Here is a 14273-nt window from a genome sequence, read left to right as displayed (position 1 = left end):
GGGAGGGCCTTCGTGGCTGTCAGGCGGCCTGAGGCTCAGCGCCCGTAGGCGGAGGCGGCGGGGCAGTCGAACGGGTCGCCGCCGGCCGACAGGCCGACGCGGTTGAGGTAGCGCACCACGATGCCGTACGACTCGAGCAGCGAGGTCTCGGTGTAGGGGATCTGGTGGGTCGTGCAGTACTCCTTGGCGATGACCTGAGCCTGACGCAGCGCCGGGCGCGGCATGTTCGGGAACAGGTGGTGCTCGACCTGGTAGTTCAGGCCGCCCATGAAGTAGTCGTTGAACCAGTTGCCGCGGATGCTGCGCGAGGTGAGGACCTGGCGGCGCAGGAAGTCGACGCGGGCCTCCTTGGGCAGGATCGGCATGCCCTTGTGGTTCGGGGCGAACGAGGCGCCCATGTAGAGGCCGAAGACGGCCATCTGCACGCCGACGAAGGCGAAGGCCATGCCGAGCGGCAGCGCCCAGAAGACGACGGCGAGGTAGAGGCCGACGCGGGCGACGAGCATCGAGATCTCGACCCAGCGCTTGTCGACCTTGCCCTTGCCGAAGACGGTGCGGAAGCCGTGCAGGTGCAGGTTGATGCCCTCGAGCAGCAGGAGCGGGAAGAACGCGTAGCCCTGGCGGCGGGTCAGCCAGGCGTAGGCGCCGCGCGAGCGGGCCGCGTCCTCCGGGGTGAACGAGACGACGTCGCGGACGATGTCCGGGTCCTTGCCGAGCACGTTCGGGTTGGCGTGGTGGCGGCTGTGCTTGTTCATCCACCAGGAGTAGCTGATGCCGACGACGAGGTTCGCGAGCGTGCGGCCGGCGACGTCGTTGGCCTTGCCGGACTCGAACACCTGGCGGTGCGAGGCCTCGTGGGCGAGGAAGGCGAACTGGGTGAGCACGATGCCCAGGGCAGCGGCGAGCAGCAGCTGGAACCAGGAGTCGCCCAGCAGGACGAAGCCGGTGACGATGCCGCCGAGGGCGAGCGTCAGCACGGAGAAGAGGATGTAGTAGAAGCCGCGGCGGCGGCGGAGCAGACCGGCGTCGCGCACGGTGCTCAGCAGACCGGAGTACTCGGTCGTCGGGTTCGTGTTGCCCTCGCCGCGGGGGCGGGTGCGGACGACGCGGGGAGAGGCCTGGACCCGGGGGGAGGTCTCGACCCGGGGGGCGGAGGGGACGTTTCCGTCGGACAGTGCGGTGGGGGTGCTCATCGGCGCCTCGCTCGTTCGGGGTGGCCGTCCTCATCGACGGCCGCTCGGCGAGCGATCCCCGGGAGGTCCGGGTCCGCTCATGATTTCACCGCGCCGGTAGGGGCCGGGCGCGGCAGCAGTCCGCCGGTTTCAAAGGGAACTGGGTTCACACTATGGCGTGCACCGGGCAGGCGCATCAGGACGATTGCCAGGCTTTCCGACGCATGCCGGAGAGGGCATGCGATGAGGACTGCTCCGTGACGGACGGCGACCCGGAGCAGTCCTCCCCGGTCACGATCCGATCGAGTCCTGCGGGCGGCCGCCCGACTTGAGGGCGGCGAGCCGCGCCTCGACCTCGGTCATCTCGCCGAGGTCCTCGAGCGACTCGAACTGGGCGTCGAGGCTCGAGGAGGCGAGCTCCTCCGCGCCGCGGACGCGCGCCTCCTCGCGGCGGATCTTCTGCTCGAAGCGGCTCACCTCGCTGGTCGGATCCATGATGTCGATGCTCTTGATCGCGTCCTGCACCTGCGACTGCGCCTCGACGGTCTTCGAGCGGGCGATCAGCTCGTCGCGCTTGGAGGAGAGCTGGTTCAGCTTCTCCCGCATCTGGTTCAGGCCCGACTTGAGCTTGTCGACGACCTCGGTCTGCGAGGCGATCGTCGGCTCGGCGTCCTTCGCCTCCTTCTCCGACTGGATCTGGCGGGTGAGCGCCACCTTGGCGAGCGCGTCGAACTTGTCCGCGTCGCCCGCCGATCCGGAGGAGCGCAGCTCATCGGCCTTGCGGCTCGCGGCGAGCGCCTTGCCGCCCCACTCGTCGGCGTTCTGCACGTCCTCGCGGTAGTCGTCCTCGAGGAGGCGGAGGTTGCCGATGGTCTGCGCGATGGCGGCCTCGGCGTCGCGGATGCTGTCGGTGTAGTCGCGCACCATCTGGTCGAGCATCTTCTGCGGGTCCTCGGCCTGATCGAGGAGCGAATTGATGTTGGCCTTCGCGAGCTGCGCAATGCGGCCGAAGATCGACTGTTTCTGGGCCATGCTGTCTCTCCTTCACTGAGGGGGCCTGCGGATGCGGGGCCCGGGGTGTCTGGCAGGTAGGTCGTGCGGGTATGTGGGCGGGCGGGTCAGAAGCGGCCGCCGCCGCCGCGACGGCCGCCGCCGCCGCCGCCACCGAAGCCGCCGCCGCTGGAGCGCCGGGAGCCGCCGCCGCCGAAGCCGCCTCCGCCGAATCCTCCGCCGCCGAAGCCGCCGGAGCGGTAGCCGCCGCGACGCCCGCCTCCGCCGCCGAGCAGCGACTCGACGAGGATCCCGCCGAGGAAGGCGCCGGTGGTGTTGCCGCCGCCGTAGCCGCCGCCGAGGCCGGGGGCGGAGTAGGCGCTCGCGTCGGAGCGGGCCGCGTTCAGCGCCTGCTGCGCGAGGGCGGAGGCGCGCTGCGCCGAGGCGAGCGCCTCGGCCGGGTCGGTGGCCGCGATCTGCGCGGCGTACTCGGCCGAGCGGGCGGCCTCGGCGACGCGGGTGCGCGCCTCGGAGCCGACCGCTCCGCGCCGGGCGGCGATGAAGTCCTCCGCGGCGGAGACGCGGCTGCGGGCGGCGCCGATCTCGGCGGCCAGCGCTGCCCGCTGACGCTCGCGCTGAGCCTCGGCGTCGCGGTAGCCGCCGACGGCCGCGTCGATCGTGGCGTCGGCCGCGGTCAGGCGCTCGAGGAGCGCGAGCGGGTCGCGAGGGCGTGCGGCGGCGTCGCGCTCGACCGCGTCGAGGGACGCCTCCGTCGTCGCGACCGCGGACTGCACGTTCGCGACGAGGGGCGCGCTCGCCGGGTCGGCGGCGTCGCCGGCCGCGACGATCGCGCGGCCCTGCTCGACGTCCGCGCGGATCTCGGCGACGCGTCCCGCCAGGGTGCGCTCCGCCTCCTGCAGATCGGCGGAGCGGGTGGCGACGGCGTCGAGGAGGCCCGAGGCCTGCTCCGCCGCCTGCTGGCCGGCGCGCAGGAGCACGGCCGCGCGGCCCGATTCGCCCGCGGTGAGCGCCGTCTGAGCCTCGGCGACCTGGTCGGCGGCGAAGCGGAGGCGGTCCTCCGCCTGGTCGGCGTCGTCCTCCACGTCGTCGATCGCCGTGGGGGCGTATCGGGTCGAGAGGTCGGCCAGCAAGGCCCGGGTGGGGGAGAGGCGGGCCTGGACCTCGGCGGAGCGCGCGGTGAGGCGGGTGGCCACCTCGGGGGCGTTCTTCTCCAGGGCGCGGAGCTCCTCGAACGCCTCGGCCTTCTCGTCGAGCACCTGCTCGGTGTCGGCGCAGAGCTGGAGGATCCGGCCGTAGCCGTCGCGGCGCTCCTGGTCGGTGTCCGGCTCCGCGTCGTCGAGCCGCTGCTGCAGGGCGAAGGCCTCGCCGAGCAGCCGCTTGGCGGTGACGAGCGCCTCACGGAAGGGCCCGGTCGCGTCCGAGCCGAACTGCGCCTCCGCGAAGCCGACCTCCTGCTCGCTGGTGCGGACCGCGTCGTCGGCGTGCACGAGGGCGGAGCCGGCGCGGGTGGCGAGCTCGTCGAGCGAGGCCTCCACGGCTTCGGCGGCCTTCCGGCGGCGCGAGCGGCGGATCAGGAGCCAGACGATCACGCCGACGACGACCAGGCCGGCCAGCACGGCGAGGACGATCAGGAGGCCGGAGCCGAGCGACTCGCCCGCGCTCGGGGCGTCGAGGCGGGTGCCGATGCCCTGGGCGGCCGCGACCGCGGCGCCCGACCAGTCGCCGTCGACCAGCTGCGGCTCGATGTCGTCGGTCTCCAGGGCCGAGACCTGGCCGGCGTCGAGGGCGAAGCCGTTGTCGACGGACACCTGGTACTGCCGCGACTCGACCGCCACGGCGAGGAGCACGTCGTTCGTGCCGAGGCCGTTGAGCTCCGCGGTCGCGTCCGACCAGCGCTCGTCGCCGGTCGTCCCGGTGAAGGTGTCGACGTAGGCGACGAAGAGCTGGACGCTGTGGTCCTGGTAGAGCTGAGCGGAGGCGGCCTCGATGTCGGCGATCTCCGCGGAGTCGAGGACCCCGGCCGAGTCGAGGACGACGGAGGAGCCGAGCGTCGCGGGCGGCTCGGCCGCGGCGCCGACGGCCGGCACGACGGCGAGAGCGGCGGCGGCGAGCAGGGCGAGGAGCGCTGCGATCGGCGATCGGTGGGCGCCCCGGCGGGCCGCGGCCCTCGTCGGGGATGATTCGTTCGGCATCGCGCACTCCCTCGTCGTTCGCCTCCCGAGTGTAGACAGCCCGGGTGTCACCCGAGCGAGGGCTGTCCGCGAGGGGGACGAGCGGGAATGCGGAACGGGGAGCGCACGCCGATCGAGGAGCTCGCGCAGCGGGGGTCTCGAGATCCGCCTTCGTCGGAAGACCTGGTGAGGGTGGGTCTCGATACGCCGCTCCGCGGCTACTCGACCAGCAGGCTCCGGAGCGGCTGGACCAGCAATCGGTGGTCGGCCCTTCCGACCGCGGGTGGGAGAACGCCGGGAGGCGGAATGCGCGCGGCGCGGGCGGCGTTGCCTCCGGGGTGCGTCCCGGAAGCGGTGACGCGCCTCCCCCCGCTCTCCGACCGAAAGGCGATCCGTGGATCCCTTCTCCCCCCTCACCGCCGGCGACCTCGAGCTGCCGAACCGCCTCGTCATGGCGCCGATGACGCGACTGCGCGCCGACGAGCAGGGCGTCCCCGGCGCCCTCATCGCCGAGCACTACGCCCAGCGCGCCTCGCTCGGCCTGATCATCAGCGAGGGCGTCTTCCCGAGCGCCGAGTCGAAGGCGTACCCGGGTCAGCCCGGCATCGAGACCGCCGAGCAGGCCGAGGGCTGGAAGGGCGTCGCCGACGCCGTGCACGCCGCCGGCGGGCGCATCGTCATGCAGGTCATGAACGGCGGACGCGTCACGCACACCGACGTCACCGGCACCGACCGCATCGTCGCGCCGAGTGCGGTCGCCATCGACGGCGAGGTCCGTGTCCCGAGCGGCGAGAAGAAGCCGTTCCCGGTGCCGCACGCGCTGACCACCGAGGAGCTCGCCACCGTCCGCGACGAGTTCGTCGCCGGTGCCCGCCGCGCCGTCGACGCCGGCTTCGACGGGGTCGAGGTGCACGGAGCCAACGGCTACCTGCTGCACGAGTTCCTCTCGCCGGTCTCGAACGTCCGCACCGACGCCTACGGCGGAAGCCCCGCCGCCCGCGCCGCGTTCGTGATCGAGGTGACCCGCGCCGTCGCCGACGAGATCGGCGCCGGTCGCGTCGGCATCCGCCTCTCGCCCGCGCACAACATCCAGGACGTCGTCGAGACCGACGAGGCCGACGTGCGCGCCACCTACGAGGCGGTCGTCGACGGCCTCGCGCCGCTCGGCCTCGCGTACCTCAGCGTCCTGCACGCCGAGCCCGCGGGCGAGCTGGTCCAGGACCTGCGCAGCCGCTTCGGCGGCGTCTTCGTCGCCAACAGCGGCTTCGGCAGCCCCACCTCGCGCGAGGAGGCGACCGAGCTGATCACCGGCGGTCACGCCGACGCCGTCGCGGTCGGCCGCCCGGTCATGGCGAACCCCGACCTCGTCGAGCGCTGGCAGGGCGGGCACCCCGAGAACGAGCTCGTCCAGGAGACCGTCTACGGCGGCGGCGCCGAGGGCTACACCGACTACGAGCGCCTCTCGGCGTAGTCGCCCGAGCACGCAAGAAGGCCCGCTCCCTCAACGAGGGGAGCGGGCCTTCCTGCGTTCTGCGTCCGATCAGTCCAGGTCGAGGCCGCCCTTGAGCTCCTGCTCGACCTGCTCGACGGTCTGCGGGTCGCCGTGCTCGACATCGGTCGCGTCGGCCGCGTCGCCGCGGCGGCCCTCGCCGACGGCGCGGATCGAGGCGAGGTCGTCGGCGAGCGCCGGGTCCTCGGTGCGGCCGGCCGTGTCGTCGTCGGTGCTCACGACTCGATCTCTCCCGCGGAGACGGCCTCGGCGTACTTGCGGAGGTCCGGGCCGGGCTCGAAGTCGATGAACCGGTCCTTGAGGCGGGAGTTCAGCTCGGCGAAGACGTCCTCCCAGGGCTCGCCCTTCTTGGTCTTCGCGAGGTCGAGCACCGCCTCCCGGAGGACCCTGTCCGAGTCCTCGAGGATCTTGTCGCGGGCTTCGTCGTTCCAGCGGATGTCCTGTGCGTCCATGCCTCGACCGTAAGCGTGCGGCCCGCCCTGACGCAGGGACTTGCGGACCGCGCGGACGAGGCGTAGGCGCGCTGATCTTCTCGGGTGGGGGCCGGATCAGGCGCGTGGGCGGGTGGCGACAGGCGTTCTGCGCCTGACCTCGACCATGCTCGGCGTGAGACCTACCATGGGAACCATGTCCGCCTCGTCCTCTCTGGTCCGCCCCGCCTCGGGTGAGTCCGTCGAACGAGGAAACGACGGCCTCACGGACCGCGAGCGCGAGACGCTGGCGGCACGCCATCGCTCGGGTGCCGGCTCACCCGTCCTGAGCAGCGCGGAGAAGCGCGCTCTCGCGACGTGGCGTGAGGCGCGCTGACGACGTCCCGCTCGTCGAGGCGCGTCGCTGGCACTCGGGCGCCCTGCAGAGCTTCGTCTGCGCGACCCCGTCGCGTCCCCAGTACAGAGGAGGGCGCGGCACCTTCCATCCGTGCCCCTGGGAACTCGAGGTGCAGTCCCATCTCCGGTCGCTGCGTCTTCCGCTTCCCGCCTCCGAGGCACTGATCGTCGGCATCGATGACGGAGCAGTCGCAGCCGCGTGCCACTTCGGCTACGACAGCGACGGGGAGTACGTGATCGTGTTCGCGATCGGGGTCGCTCCGACCCACCAGCGCCGGGGGCTGGGTACTCGCCTGATCGAGTACGTGCTCCGCTCGGTCGAGTCGGAGGGCCTCGACGTCCTCGCCAGAATCGACGAGCGGAACGCGCCGAGCATCCGCCTCTTCTCCGCCGCCGGCTTCGTCGACACCGGGATTCGGACCTCGACGCTCTCGGTCTGGGAGCGTCCTTCCGCCGCAGGTCCCGGTTGACCAGCGGCGGGAGGACGGGTCAGGCCAGGTGCGGGACGACGTCGCGCTCGAAGAGCTCGAGGCCGGAGCGGTCGTAGGCGGCGTCGGGGAAGTACGTGATCGCGTAGTCCATGCCGCGGTCGCGCATGTCGCCGAGGCGGTCGACGATCTGCGCGGGGGTGCCGACGGCGAGGGCGTCGGGGCTGCGGTACTCCGCGACGAAGGCGGCGGCCGCCTCAGCGCCGAGAGCGGGAGTGACCCGCTCCTCGAGGCGCTGCAGGCCCTTCTCGACCTCGGCCTCCGTCTCGGCGATCATCACGTTGTAGTTGGAGCTGCGGGTGATCGCCGCGTAGTCGGTGCCGAGACGCTCGCAGTGCCCGCGGAGGACGGCGCTCTTGTGGTCGAACGCCTCCGGAGCGCCCGCGAAGTTGGTGTACTGCGCGTACTGCGCCGCGATGCGCAGGGTCACCTTCTCGCCCCCGCCGGCGACCCACAGCGGGATCCCGCCGTCCTGCAGGGGCAGCGGGCGGTTCACGGCGCCGTCGACCTGGTAGTACCGGCCGTCGAGCGTCGAGACGCCCTCCGTCCAGGCCTGGCGCATGATCTGGACGCCCTCGTCGAGGCGGCCGAGGCGCTCGGCGATCGGCGGGAAGCCATAGCCGTAGGCGCGCCACTCGTGCTCGTACCAGCCGCCGCCGATGCCCATCTCGACGCGGCCGCCGGAGACGAGGTCGACGGTGGTGGCGATCTTGGCGAGGTGCGCGGGGTTGCGGTAGCTCATGCAGGTGCACATCTGGCCGAGCCGCACCCGCGAGGTGGCGGCGGCGAACGCGGCCATCAGGGTCCAGGCCTCGTGGGTCGCCTCCTCCGTCACCACCGGGACGGTGTGGAAGTGGTCGTAGACCCACACCGACTCCCACGGTCCGGCGTCGGCGTGCTGGGCGAGGTCGCGCATGATGCGCCACTGCTCGGCGGGATCGATGCCGACGAGGTCGTGGCGCCAGCCCTGGGGGATGAAGAGTCCGAATCGCATGCCGCCGACCCTAGGGTGGCGCGGCGCCGCGGTCGAGGGGGTGGCGGCGGCCGCGTACGCTTCCGACCGATGCTGACGTTCACCGAGGACCTCGCCCTCCCCGTCATCCTGCTGATGATCCTGGCCGCGTTCGCCGCCGGCTGGATCGACGCGGTGGTGGGCGGCGGCGGCCTGCTCCAACTCCCCGCCCTGCTGCTCGTGCCCGGGATCTCGCCCGTGCAGGCGCTCGCGACCAACAAGCTCGCCTCGATCTTCGGGACGACCACGAGCGCGATCACCTTCTTCCGGCGGGCGCGGCCCGATCTGCGGACGGCGCTGCCGATGGCGGCGGTGGCGCTGATCGGCAGCTACGGGGGAGCGAATCTCGCGGGGCTGCTGCCCGCCTCGGTCTTCAAGCCGATCATCGTCGTCGCGCTGATCGTCGTGGCCGTGGTGACGATCGCGCGGCCGGCGATGGGCAGCGTCACCGCGCTCAAGCACGCGGGGCGGCGGCACCTGGTGACCGCCGCGGTGCTCGGTCTGGTGATCGGCTTCTACGACGGGCTGATCGGGCCGGGGACCGGGACGTTCCTGATCATCGCGCTGATCACGGCGCTCGGGTACGACTTCCTGCTGGCGAGCGCGAAGGCGAAGATCGTGAACGTGGCGACCAATCTCGGTGCGCTGCTGTACTTCGTGCCGGGCGGGCACGTGATCTGGGTGCTCGGCCTGCTGATGGGGCTCGCGAACGTGGCGGGCGCCTACCTCGGCTCGCGGATGGCCGTCGCGAAGGGCAGCCGCTTCATCCGGATCGCGTTCCTGGCGGTGGTCGGGGCGCTGATCCTGAAGCTCGGCTTCGACGTCTGGACGGAGAACCTGGCGCCACTGCTGGGCTGACGCCAGGCTCCCGGATCAGCCGAAGGGGATCGCGCCGACCAGGACGCCGACCGCGAGCATCACCAGCGACACGATCACCGCGCGCCAGAGCACCTTGCGGTGGTGGTCGCCCAGGTTCACGGCGGCGAGCGAGACCAGCAGCAGGATCGCCGGCACGAGCGGGCTCTGCAGGTGCACGGGCTGACCGGTGATCGAGGCGCGGGCCATCTCGACCGGGTCGATGCCGTACTGCGCGGCGCTCTCGGAGAGCACCGGGAGGATGCCGTAGTAGAAGGCGTCGTTCGACATGAAGAAGGTCATCGGGATGCTCAGCACGCCCGTGATCACGGCGAGGAACGGGCCGAGCGCCGGCGGGATCACGTCGACGACCCACTCGGCCATCGCGTCGACCATGCCGGTGCCGTTGAGCACGCCGATCAGCACACCGGCCGCGAGGACCATCGAGACCACGCCGACGATGCTCGGCGCGTGCTTGACGATCTCGGACGCCTGGTCCTTCATCTTCGGGAAGTTGATCAGCAGCGCGACCGCGGAGCCGACCATGAAGACGTAGGGCAGCGGGAGGATGTCGGCGACGAGCAGCGTCATCACGGCGAGGGTCAGCACGAGGTTGACCCAGATCAGCTTCGGGCGGAGCGTCTCGCGCTCGGGGTCGAGCATCGTGTCGGCCATCGCGGTGTCGGCGTCGTCGGCCTGCACGCGGGCGGCGACGGCGACCTGGGCGCCGCGCAGCGACTCCGGGCCGCGCAGGAAGGAGAAGCGCTCACGGGCGACCGTGCGGATGCCGCCGGTGAAGGCGGCGAGGCCGCCGGTGCGGGCTCCGGAGCGCGACGAGCCGCGGCCGGCGCCGACGAGCTCCTGCTCGAGCATCGGCTCGGCGAGGGCGAGCGAGCCGAGGCGGCGGCGCTCGCCGAGGCCGAGGAACCAGGCGAAGACCAGCGTGACGGCGAGGCCGACGGCGAGCGAGGGCAGCATCGGCACGAAGATCTCGCTCGGCGAGACCTGCAGCGCGGCGGCGGCGCGGACGGTCGGGCCGCCCCAGGGGACGATGTTGAGCGTGCCGTTGGCGAGACCGGCGACGCAGGTGAGGACGACGGGGTTCATCCCGAGGCGAAGGTAGATCGGCAGCATCGCGGCGGTGGTGACGATGAAGGTGGTCGAGCCGTCGCCGTCGAGCGAGACCGCGCCGGCGAGCAGCGCGGTGCCGAGGACGACCTTGGCCGGGTCGTCGCCGAGCGCGCGGACGATGAAGCGGATCAGCGGGTCGAACAGGCCGACGTCGATCATGATGCCGAAGTACATGATCGCGAACATCAGCAGCGCGGCCGTGGGCGCGAGGCTGCCGATCGCCTCGAGCACCATGTCGCCGATGCCGAGACCGGCGCCGGCGAAGAGGCCGAAGATCGTCGGGACGACGATCAGGGCGACCATGGGCGTGAGCCGCTTGGTCATGATCAGGGCCATGAAGGCCAGGATCATCGTGAATCCGAGTACTACCAACACAGCTGACTCCTTCGTCGTCGTTGGTCCGGGATCCCGCGGCGGGCTCTCCAGGTCGTGGAAACACTAGGCAGGCCCGGCCGCTCGGCGCGGGTATCGCTCATTAGCGCGCGATCTGCGCATAGTGTGGGTTCTGCGCATTCTGCGCAGGCCGACCGTCTCGACGACGAGGAGTTCGATGCGCTTCGCGACCCACGTGCTCGTGCTCCAGCTCGCGACCGTCTCGGCGGCCGTCCTGGTCTGCGCCGGGCTGGTCACCGCGCTCAGCGTGCAGCAGCTGCGCGGCGAGGCGGAGGAGACGGCGCTCGCCATCGCCCGCACCGTCGCCGAGGACGCCGACGTCCGCGACGCCGTGGCCGCCTCCTCCGCGGACCCGGCCGTGCCCGCGCGCGCGGAACTCGAGGGCGGGACGCTCGAGGTCGCCGCCGAGGCGGTGGAGGAGCGCACCGGGGCGCTGTTCGTGGTGATCACCGACGACCGGGGCATCCGGCTCGCCCACCCCGATCCGGAACGGCTCGGCGAGGTGGTGTCGACGAGCCCGGACGAGGCGCTCGCCGGCCGGGAGTCGGTGTCCTGGGGCACCGGCACGCTCGGCGAGTCGGCGCGGGCGAAGGTGCCGGTCTACGGGCCGGACGAGTCGCGCGTCGTCGGCGAGGTGAGCATCGGCTTCGCCCGCTCCAGCGTCTTCGACGACCTGCCGACCGCGCTGCTCGGCGTCCTGGCCGCCGCGCTCGCCGGTCTGGTGCTCGCGGCGGTCGCGTCCGTCTTCATCCGCCGCCGGCTGCTGCGGCTGACGCTGGGCCTCGCGCCGGAGGAGCTCACCGCGCTCGTGCAGGACCAGGCCGCCGTGCTCGACGGGGTCGACGAGGGGGTGCTGGCGCTCGACCGCGACGGGCGGGTCGGCGTCTGCAACGCCCGCGCGGCCGCGATCCTCGGCTCGGAGGACCCGACCGGTCGCGCCCTGCACGGCCGCGCGCTCGCCGACCTCGCGCTGCCGCAGCCGCTCGCCGACGCGATCTCGGCCGCCCTCGCCTCGAGCGAGCCGACCCGCGGGAGCGGCGAGGAGGGCTTCGTCGTGCGCTCGCGGATCGTCTATGTCGACATCCGGCGGGTCACCCGCGGCGACCGCGACCTCGGCGTCGTCGTGGTGCTGCGCGATCGGACGGCGCTCGCCGCACTCAGCCGGCGGCTGGACGCCGTCGGCGCGATGACCAACGCGCTGCGGGTGCAGCGGCACGAGTTCGCCAACCGGCTGCACGTCGTCGCCGGTCTGCTCGACGCCGGCCGCACCGGCTCGGCGCGCGAGTACCTCGACGAGGTGCTGACCCGCGGTCCGCTGAAGTACCCGGTGCAGCACGCCGACCGGCTGCAGGAGCCCTACCTCCAGGCGCTCGTCGGGGCGAAGGGGATCGAGGCGGCGGAGCGCGGCGTGCTGCTCACCCTGGGCGACGAGACGCTGGTGCGCGGGACGGTGATCGAGCCGGAGGACGTCGCGACCGTGGTCGGCAACCTCGTCGACAACGCGGTCCGCGCGGCGGTCGAGGGGCGCCGCGACGTGCGCTTCGTCGAGGTCGAGCTGCTCGACGACGGCGGGACGCTCTTCGTGACGGTCGCGGACTCGGGCGACGGGGTCGCGGATCCGGAGTCGCTCTTCGCGCGCGGACCGGGCGCCGTGGACGAGGACGACGACCGGGTGCACGGCCGCGGCTTCGGGCTGCCGCTCTGCCGCGAGGTCGCGGCGCGGCGCGGCGGCGAGGTCTGGCTGGCGGACGCGGGCGGCGACGCCACCGGCGCGGTGCTCTGCGCGCGGCTGCCCGGCACGGTGGCGCCGCCCGACGAGGAGGACCGATGACCCCGGATCAGCAGGAGCGCACCGTGCTCGTGGTCGACGACGACTTCCGGGTGGCGCAGCTGCACGCCGACCTCGTCGACGGCCGGCAGGGGCTGCGCGCGTTGCCGCCGGCGCACACCGCGCGCGCCGCCCGCGCGGCCGTGCTCGAGCACGCACCTGACCTGCTGCTGCTCGACGTGCACCTGCCGGACCAGAGCGGGATCGCGCTGCTGCGCGAGCTCGACACCGACGCCTTCGTGGTGAGCGCCGCCTCGGACGGGGCGACGGTGCGGAAGGCCCTGCACGCCGGCGCCCTCGGCTACCTGATCAAGCCGTTCGACGCGCGGCTGCTCGGCGAGCGCCTCGACGCCTACGTGCGCTTCCGCAACGTGCTGCGCGAGGACCGGGTCGCCGATCAGGAGGCGGTGGAGCGGGCGCTGCGCATCCTGCACTCGGGCGACGCGGCGGCGAGCCAGCCGTCCCGCTCGGCGACGGAGCAGCTCGTGCTGGCGCGGCTCACCGAGTCGGGCGACGAGCTCTCGGCGCTCGAGGTATCGGAGCGCGCGGGCATCTCGCGGGCGACGGCACAGCGGTACCTGTCGGGACTCGCGGGGCGCGGGCTGGTGGAGATGACGCTCAGCTACGGCACCACGGGCCGCCCCGAGCACCGGTACCGGGCGAAGTAGCCGCACGAAGAAGGCTGGGACGCGCGATCCGGGGGATTCCTCCCCGGATCGGCGTCCCAGCCTCAGTGGTGCGGCTCAGTGCGTGGCGTCGACGTCCGCGCCCGCGGCGGCGGCCACGCGCTTGCGCTCAGCGGCCTCGGCGGCCATGCGGCGGCCCTTCGGGCTGACCAGCGAGGCGATGACCGTGACGGCCAGCACGCCGACGATGACGGTGAGCGAGAGGCCGGTGCCGATCTCGAAGACCTCGACGTGCTCGCCGCCGTTGATGAACGGCAGGTTGTTCTCGTGCAGCGCGTGCAGGATCAGCTTCACGCCGATGAAGGCGAGGATCGCGGCGAGGCCGTAGCTGAGGTAGACGAGGCGGTCGAGCAGGCCGTCGATCAGGAAGTAGAGCTGGCGCAGGCCCAGCAGCGAGAAGGCCGTCGCCGTGAAGACCAGGAAGACGTCGCTGGTGAGACCGAAGATCGCGGGGACGCTGTCGAGCGCGAACAGGATGTCCGTTCCGCCGATCGCCGCCATCACGAGGATCATCGGCGTGAGGACCTTCTTGCCGTCGATGTGCGTGTAGAACTTGTCGCCGTCGTACTGGTCGCTCGTCTTGAAGACGCGCTTGGCGAGGCGGACCATCACGTTGTCGCCGGCGTGCTCGTCGCCCGGCTTGACCAGGTTGAAGGCGGTCAGCAGCAGGATCAGGCCGAAGAGGTAGAAGATCCAGGCGAAGGAGTTGATCAGCGCCGCGCCGAGGAAGATGAAGCCGGTGCGGGCGATCAGCGCGAAGACGATGCCGAAGAGCAGCACCTTCTGCTGGTCGGCGCGCGGCACCTTGAAGCTCGCCATGATGATGAGGAAGACGAAGAGGTTGTCGACGGACAGCGCCTTCTCGGTGATGTAGCCGGCGAAGTACTCGGAGCCGGGGGTCGGTCCGCCGAAGACGAGGACGCCGACGCCGAAGAGCACGGCGATGCCGACGTAGAGGGCCGACCAGAGCGCCGACTCCTTGAGGGTCGGCTCGTGCGGCTTGCGCACGTGGAAGAAGAAGTCGAAGAGCAGGAGCAGGACGATGAAGACGATCGTCAGGGTCCAGATCAGGGGCGACACGGTCATGTAGGGGCTGGCCTCGCTCGAGAAGGGGTGGGACGGTCGTGGGGGGTCCGCACGTCGCTGACACGCTAACGATGTCGCGGGCGGGTCGGACGCTCGTCCGCTC

At 72.3% G+C, this 14273-nt stretch carries 13 protein-coding genes; 5 read left to right on the top strand and 8 right to left on the bottom strand.

The features are described 5' to 3' along the window. Positions 1 to 35: 35 nt before the first annotated feature. From GSU72_RS15735 to GSU72_RS15725, 3 genes are all read right to left on the bottom strand, one after another. Positions 36 to 1193 carry an acyl-CoA desaturase gene (locus GSU72_RS15735; protein ID WP_159985882.1) on the bottom strand — a complete coding sequence of 386 codons (1158 nt, stop codon included), beginning with the start codon at positions 1191 to 1193 and terminating at the stop codon, positions 36 to 38. Between the two features lie 270 nt (positions 1194 to 1463). After that, complete coding sequence (locus GSU72_RS15730) at positions 1464 to 2204, bottom strand: PspA/IM30 family protein (protein WP_159985881.1); 741 nt, start codon at positions 2202 to 2204, stop codon at positions 1464 to 1466. Between the two features lie 86 nt (positions 2205 to 2290). Beyond that, positions 2291 to 4375 carry a TPM domain-containing protein gene (locus tag GSU72_RS15725; protein ID WP_159985880.1) on the bottom strand — a complete coding sequence of 695 codons (2085 nt, stop codon included), beginning with the start codon at positions 4373 to 4375 and terminating at the stop codon, positions 2291 to 2293. A 373-nt stretch (positions 4376 to 4748) separates the two neighbouring features. Between GSU72_RS15725 and GSU72_RS15720 the strand changes: the two genes are divergently transcribed. Further along, positions 4749 to 5825: an alkene reductase gene (locus GSU72_RS15720; RefSeq protein WP_159985879.1), complete on the top strand. Its 1077-nt coding sequence runs from the start codon at positions 4749 to 4751 to the stop codon at positions 5823 to 5825. Positions 5826 to 5894: 69 nt separating this feature from the next. Here the strand turns inward: GSU72_RS15720 and GSU72_RS15715 are convergent, their stop codons facing one another. Further along, complete coding sequence (locus tag GSU72_RS15715; protein WP_159985878.1) at positions 5895 to 6083, bottom strand: hypothetical protein; 189 nt, start codon at positions 6081 to 6083, stop codon at positions 5895 to 5897. After that, complete coding sequence (locus GSU72_RS15710) at positions 6080 to 6316, bottom strand: hypothetical protein (protein WP_159985877.1); 237 nt, start codon at positions 6314 to 6316, stop codon at positions 6080 to 6082. The genes GSU72_RS15715 and GSU72_RS15710 overlap by 4 nt, the downstream gene beginning before the upstream one ends. Before the next feature lie 485 nt (positions 6317 to 6801). Between GSU72_RS15710 and GSU72_RS15705 the strand changes: the two genes are divergently transcribed. Continuing rightward, positions 6802 to 7161 (top strand): GNAT family N-acetyltransferase, encoded by a 360-nt coding sequence (locus tag GSU72_RS15705; RefSeq protein ID WP_159985876.1) that lies wholly within the window; start codon positions 6802 to 6804, stop codon positions 7159 to 7161. A gap of 19 nt (positions 7162 to 7180) precedes the next feature. On the opposite strand, the gene GSU72_RS15700 is transcribed toward GSU72_RS15705, so the two are convergent. After that, on the bottom strand, positions 7181 to 8173 hold the full coding sequence (locus tag GSU72_RS15700; protein ID WP_159985875.1) for an LLM class F420-dependent oxidoreductase: 993 nt from the start codon (positions 8171 to 8173) through the stop codon (positions 7181 to 7183). A 69-nt stretch (positions 8174 to 8242) separates the two neighbouring features. On the opposite strand from GSU72_RS15700, the gene GSU72_RS15695 reads away from it, so the two are divergent. Next, entirely contained in the window at positions 8243 to 9049 is an 807-nt protein-coding gene (locus tag GSU72_RS15695) for a TSUP family transporter (RefSeq protein ID WP_159985874.1), read from the top strand. A gap of 15 nt (positions 9050 to 9064) precedes the next feature. Here the strand turns inward: GSU72_RS15695 and GSU72_RS15690 are convergent, their stop codons facing one another. After that, the gene (locus GSU72_RS15690) at positions 9065 to 10528 is read right to left on the bottom strand and encodes a CitMHS family transporter (protein ID WP_159986873.1); all 1464 of its coding nucleotides are present in this window, start codon (positions 10526 to 10528) and stop codon (positions 9065 to 9067) included. Between the two features lie 199 nt (positions 10529 to 10727). Between GSU72_RS15690 and GSU72_RS15685 the strand changes: the two genes are divergently transcribed. Together GSU72_RS15685 and GSU72_RS15680 are read left to right on the top strand one after the other, a co-directional pair. Further along, complete coding sequence (locus GSU72_RS15685) at positions 10728 to 12401, top strand: sensor histidine kinase (protein ID WP_208545073.1); 1674 nt, start codon at positions 10728 to 10730, stop codon at positions 12399 to 12401. Then, on the top strand, positions 12398 to 13066 hold the full coding sequence (locus GSU72_RS15680) for a response regulator (RefSeq protein WP_159985873.1): 669 nt from the start codon (positions 12398 to 12400) through the stop codon (positions 13064 to 13066). Before GSU72_RS15685 ends, GSU72_RS15680 begins: the two co-directional genes overlap by 4 nt. Before the next feature lie 75 nt (positions 13067 to 13141). On the opposite strand, the gene GSU72_RS15675 is transcribed toward GSU72_RS15680, so the two are convergent. Then, positions 13142 to 14170 carry a TerC family protein gene (locus GSU72_RS15675; RefSeq protein WP_159985872.1) on the bottom strand — a complete coding sequence of 343 codons (1029 nt, stop codon included), beginning with the start codon at positions 14168 to 14170 and terminating at the stop codon, positions 13142 to 13144. Positions 14171 to 14273: the final 103 nt, after the last annotated feature.

This window comes from Rathayibacter sp. VKM Ac-2760, from assembly GCF_009834185.1.
In the GTDB taxonomy this organism is placed as follows: domain Bacteria; phylum Actinomycetota; class Actinomycetes; order Actinomycetales; family Microbacteriaceae; genus Rathayibacter.
The sequence above is the reverse complement of the archived record's forward strand: the minus strand, read 5'-3'. Positions and strand labels throughout refer to the sequence as shown.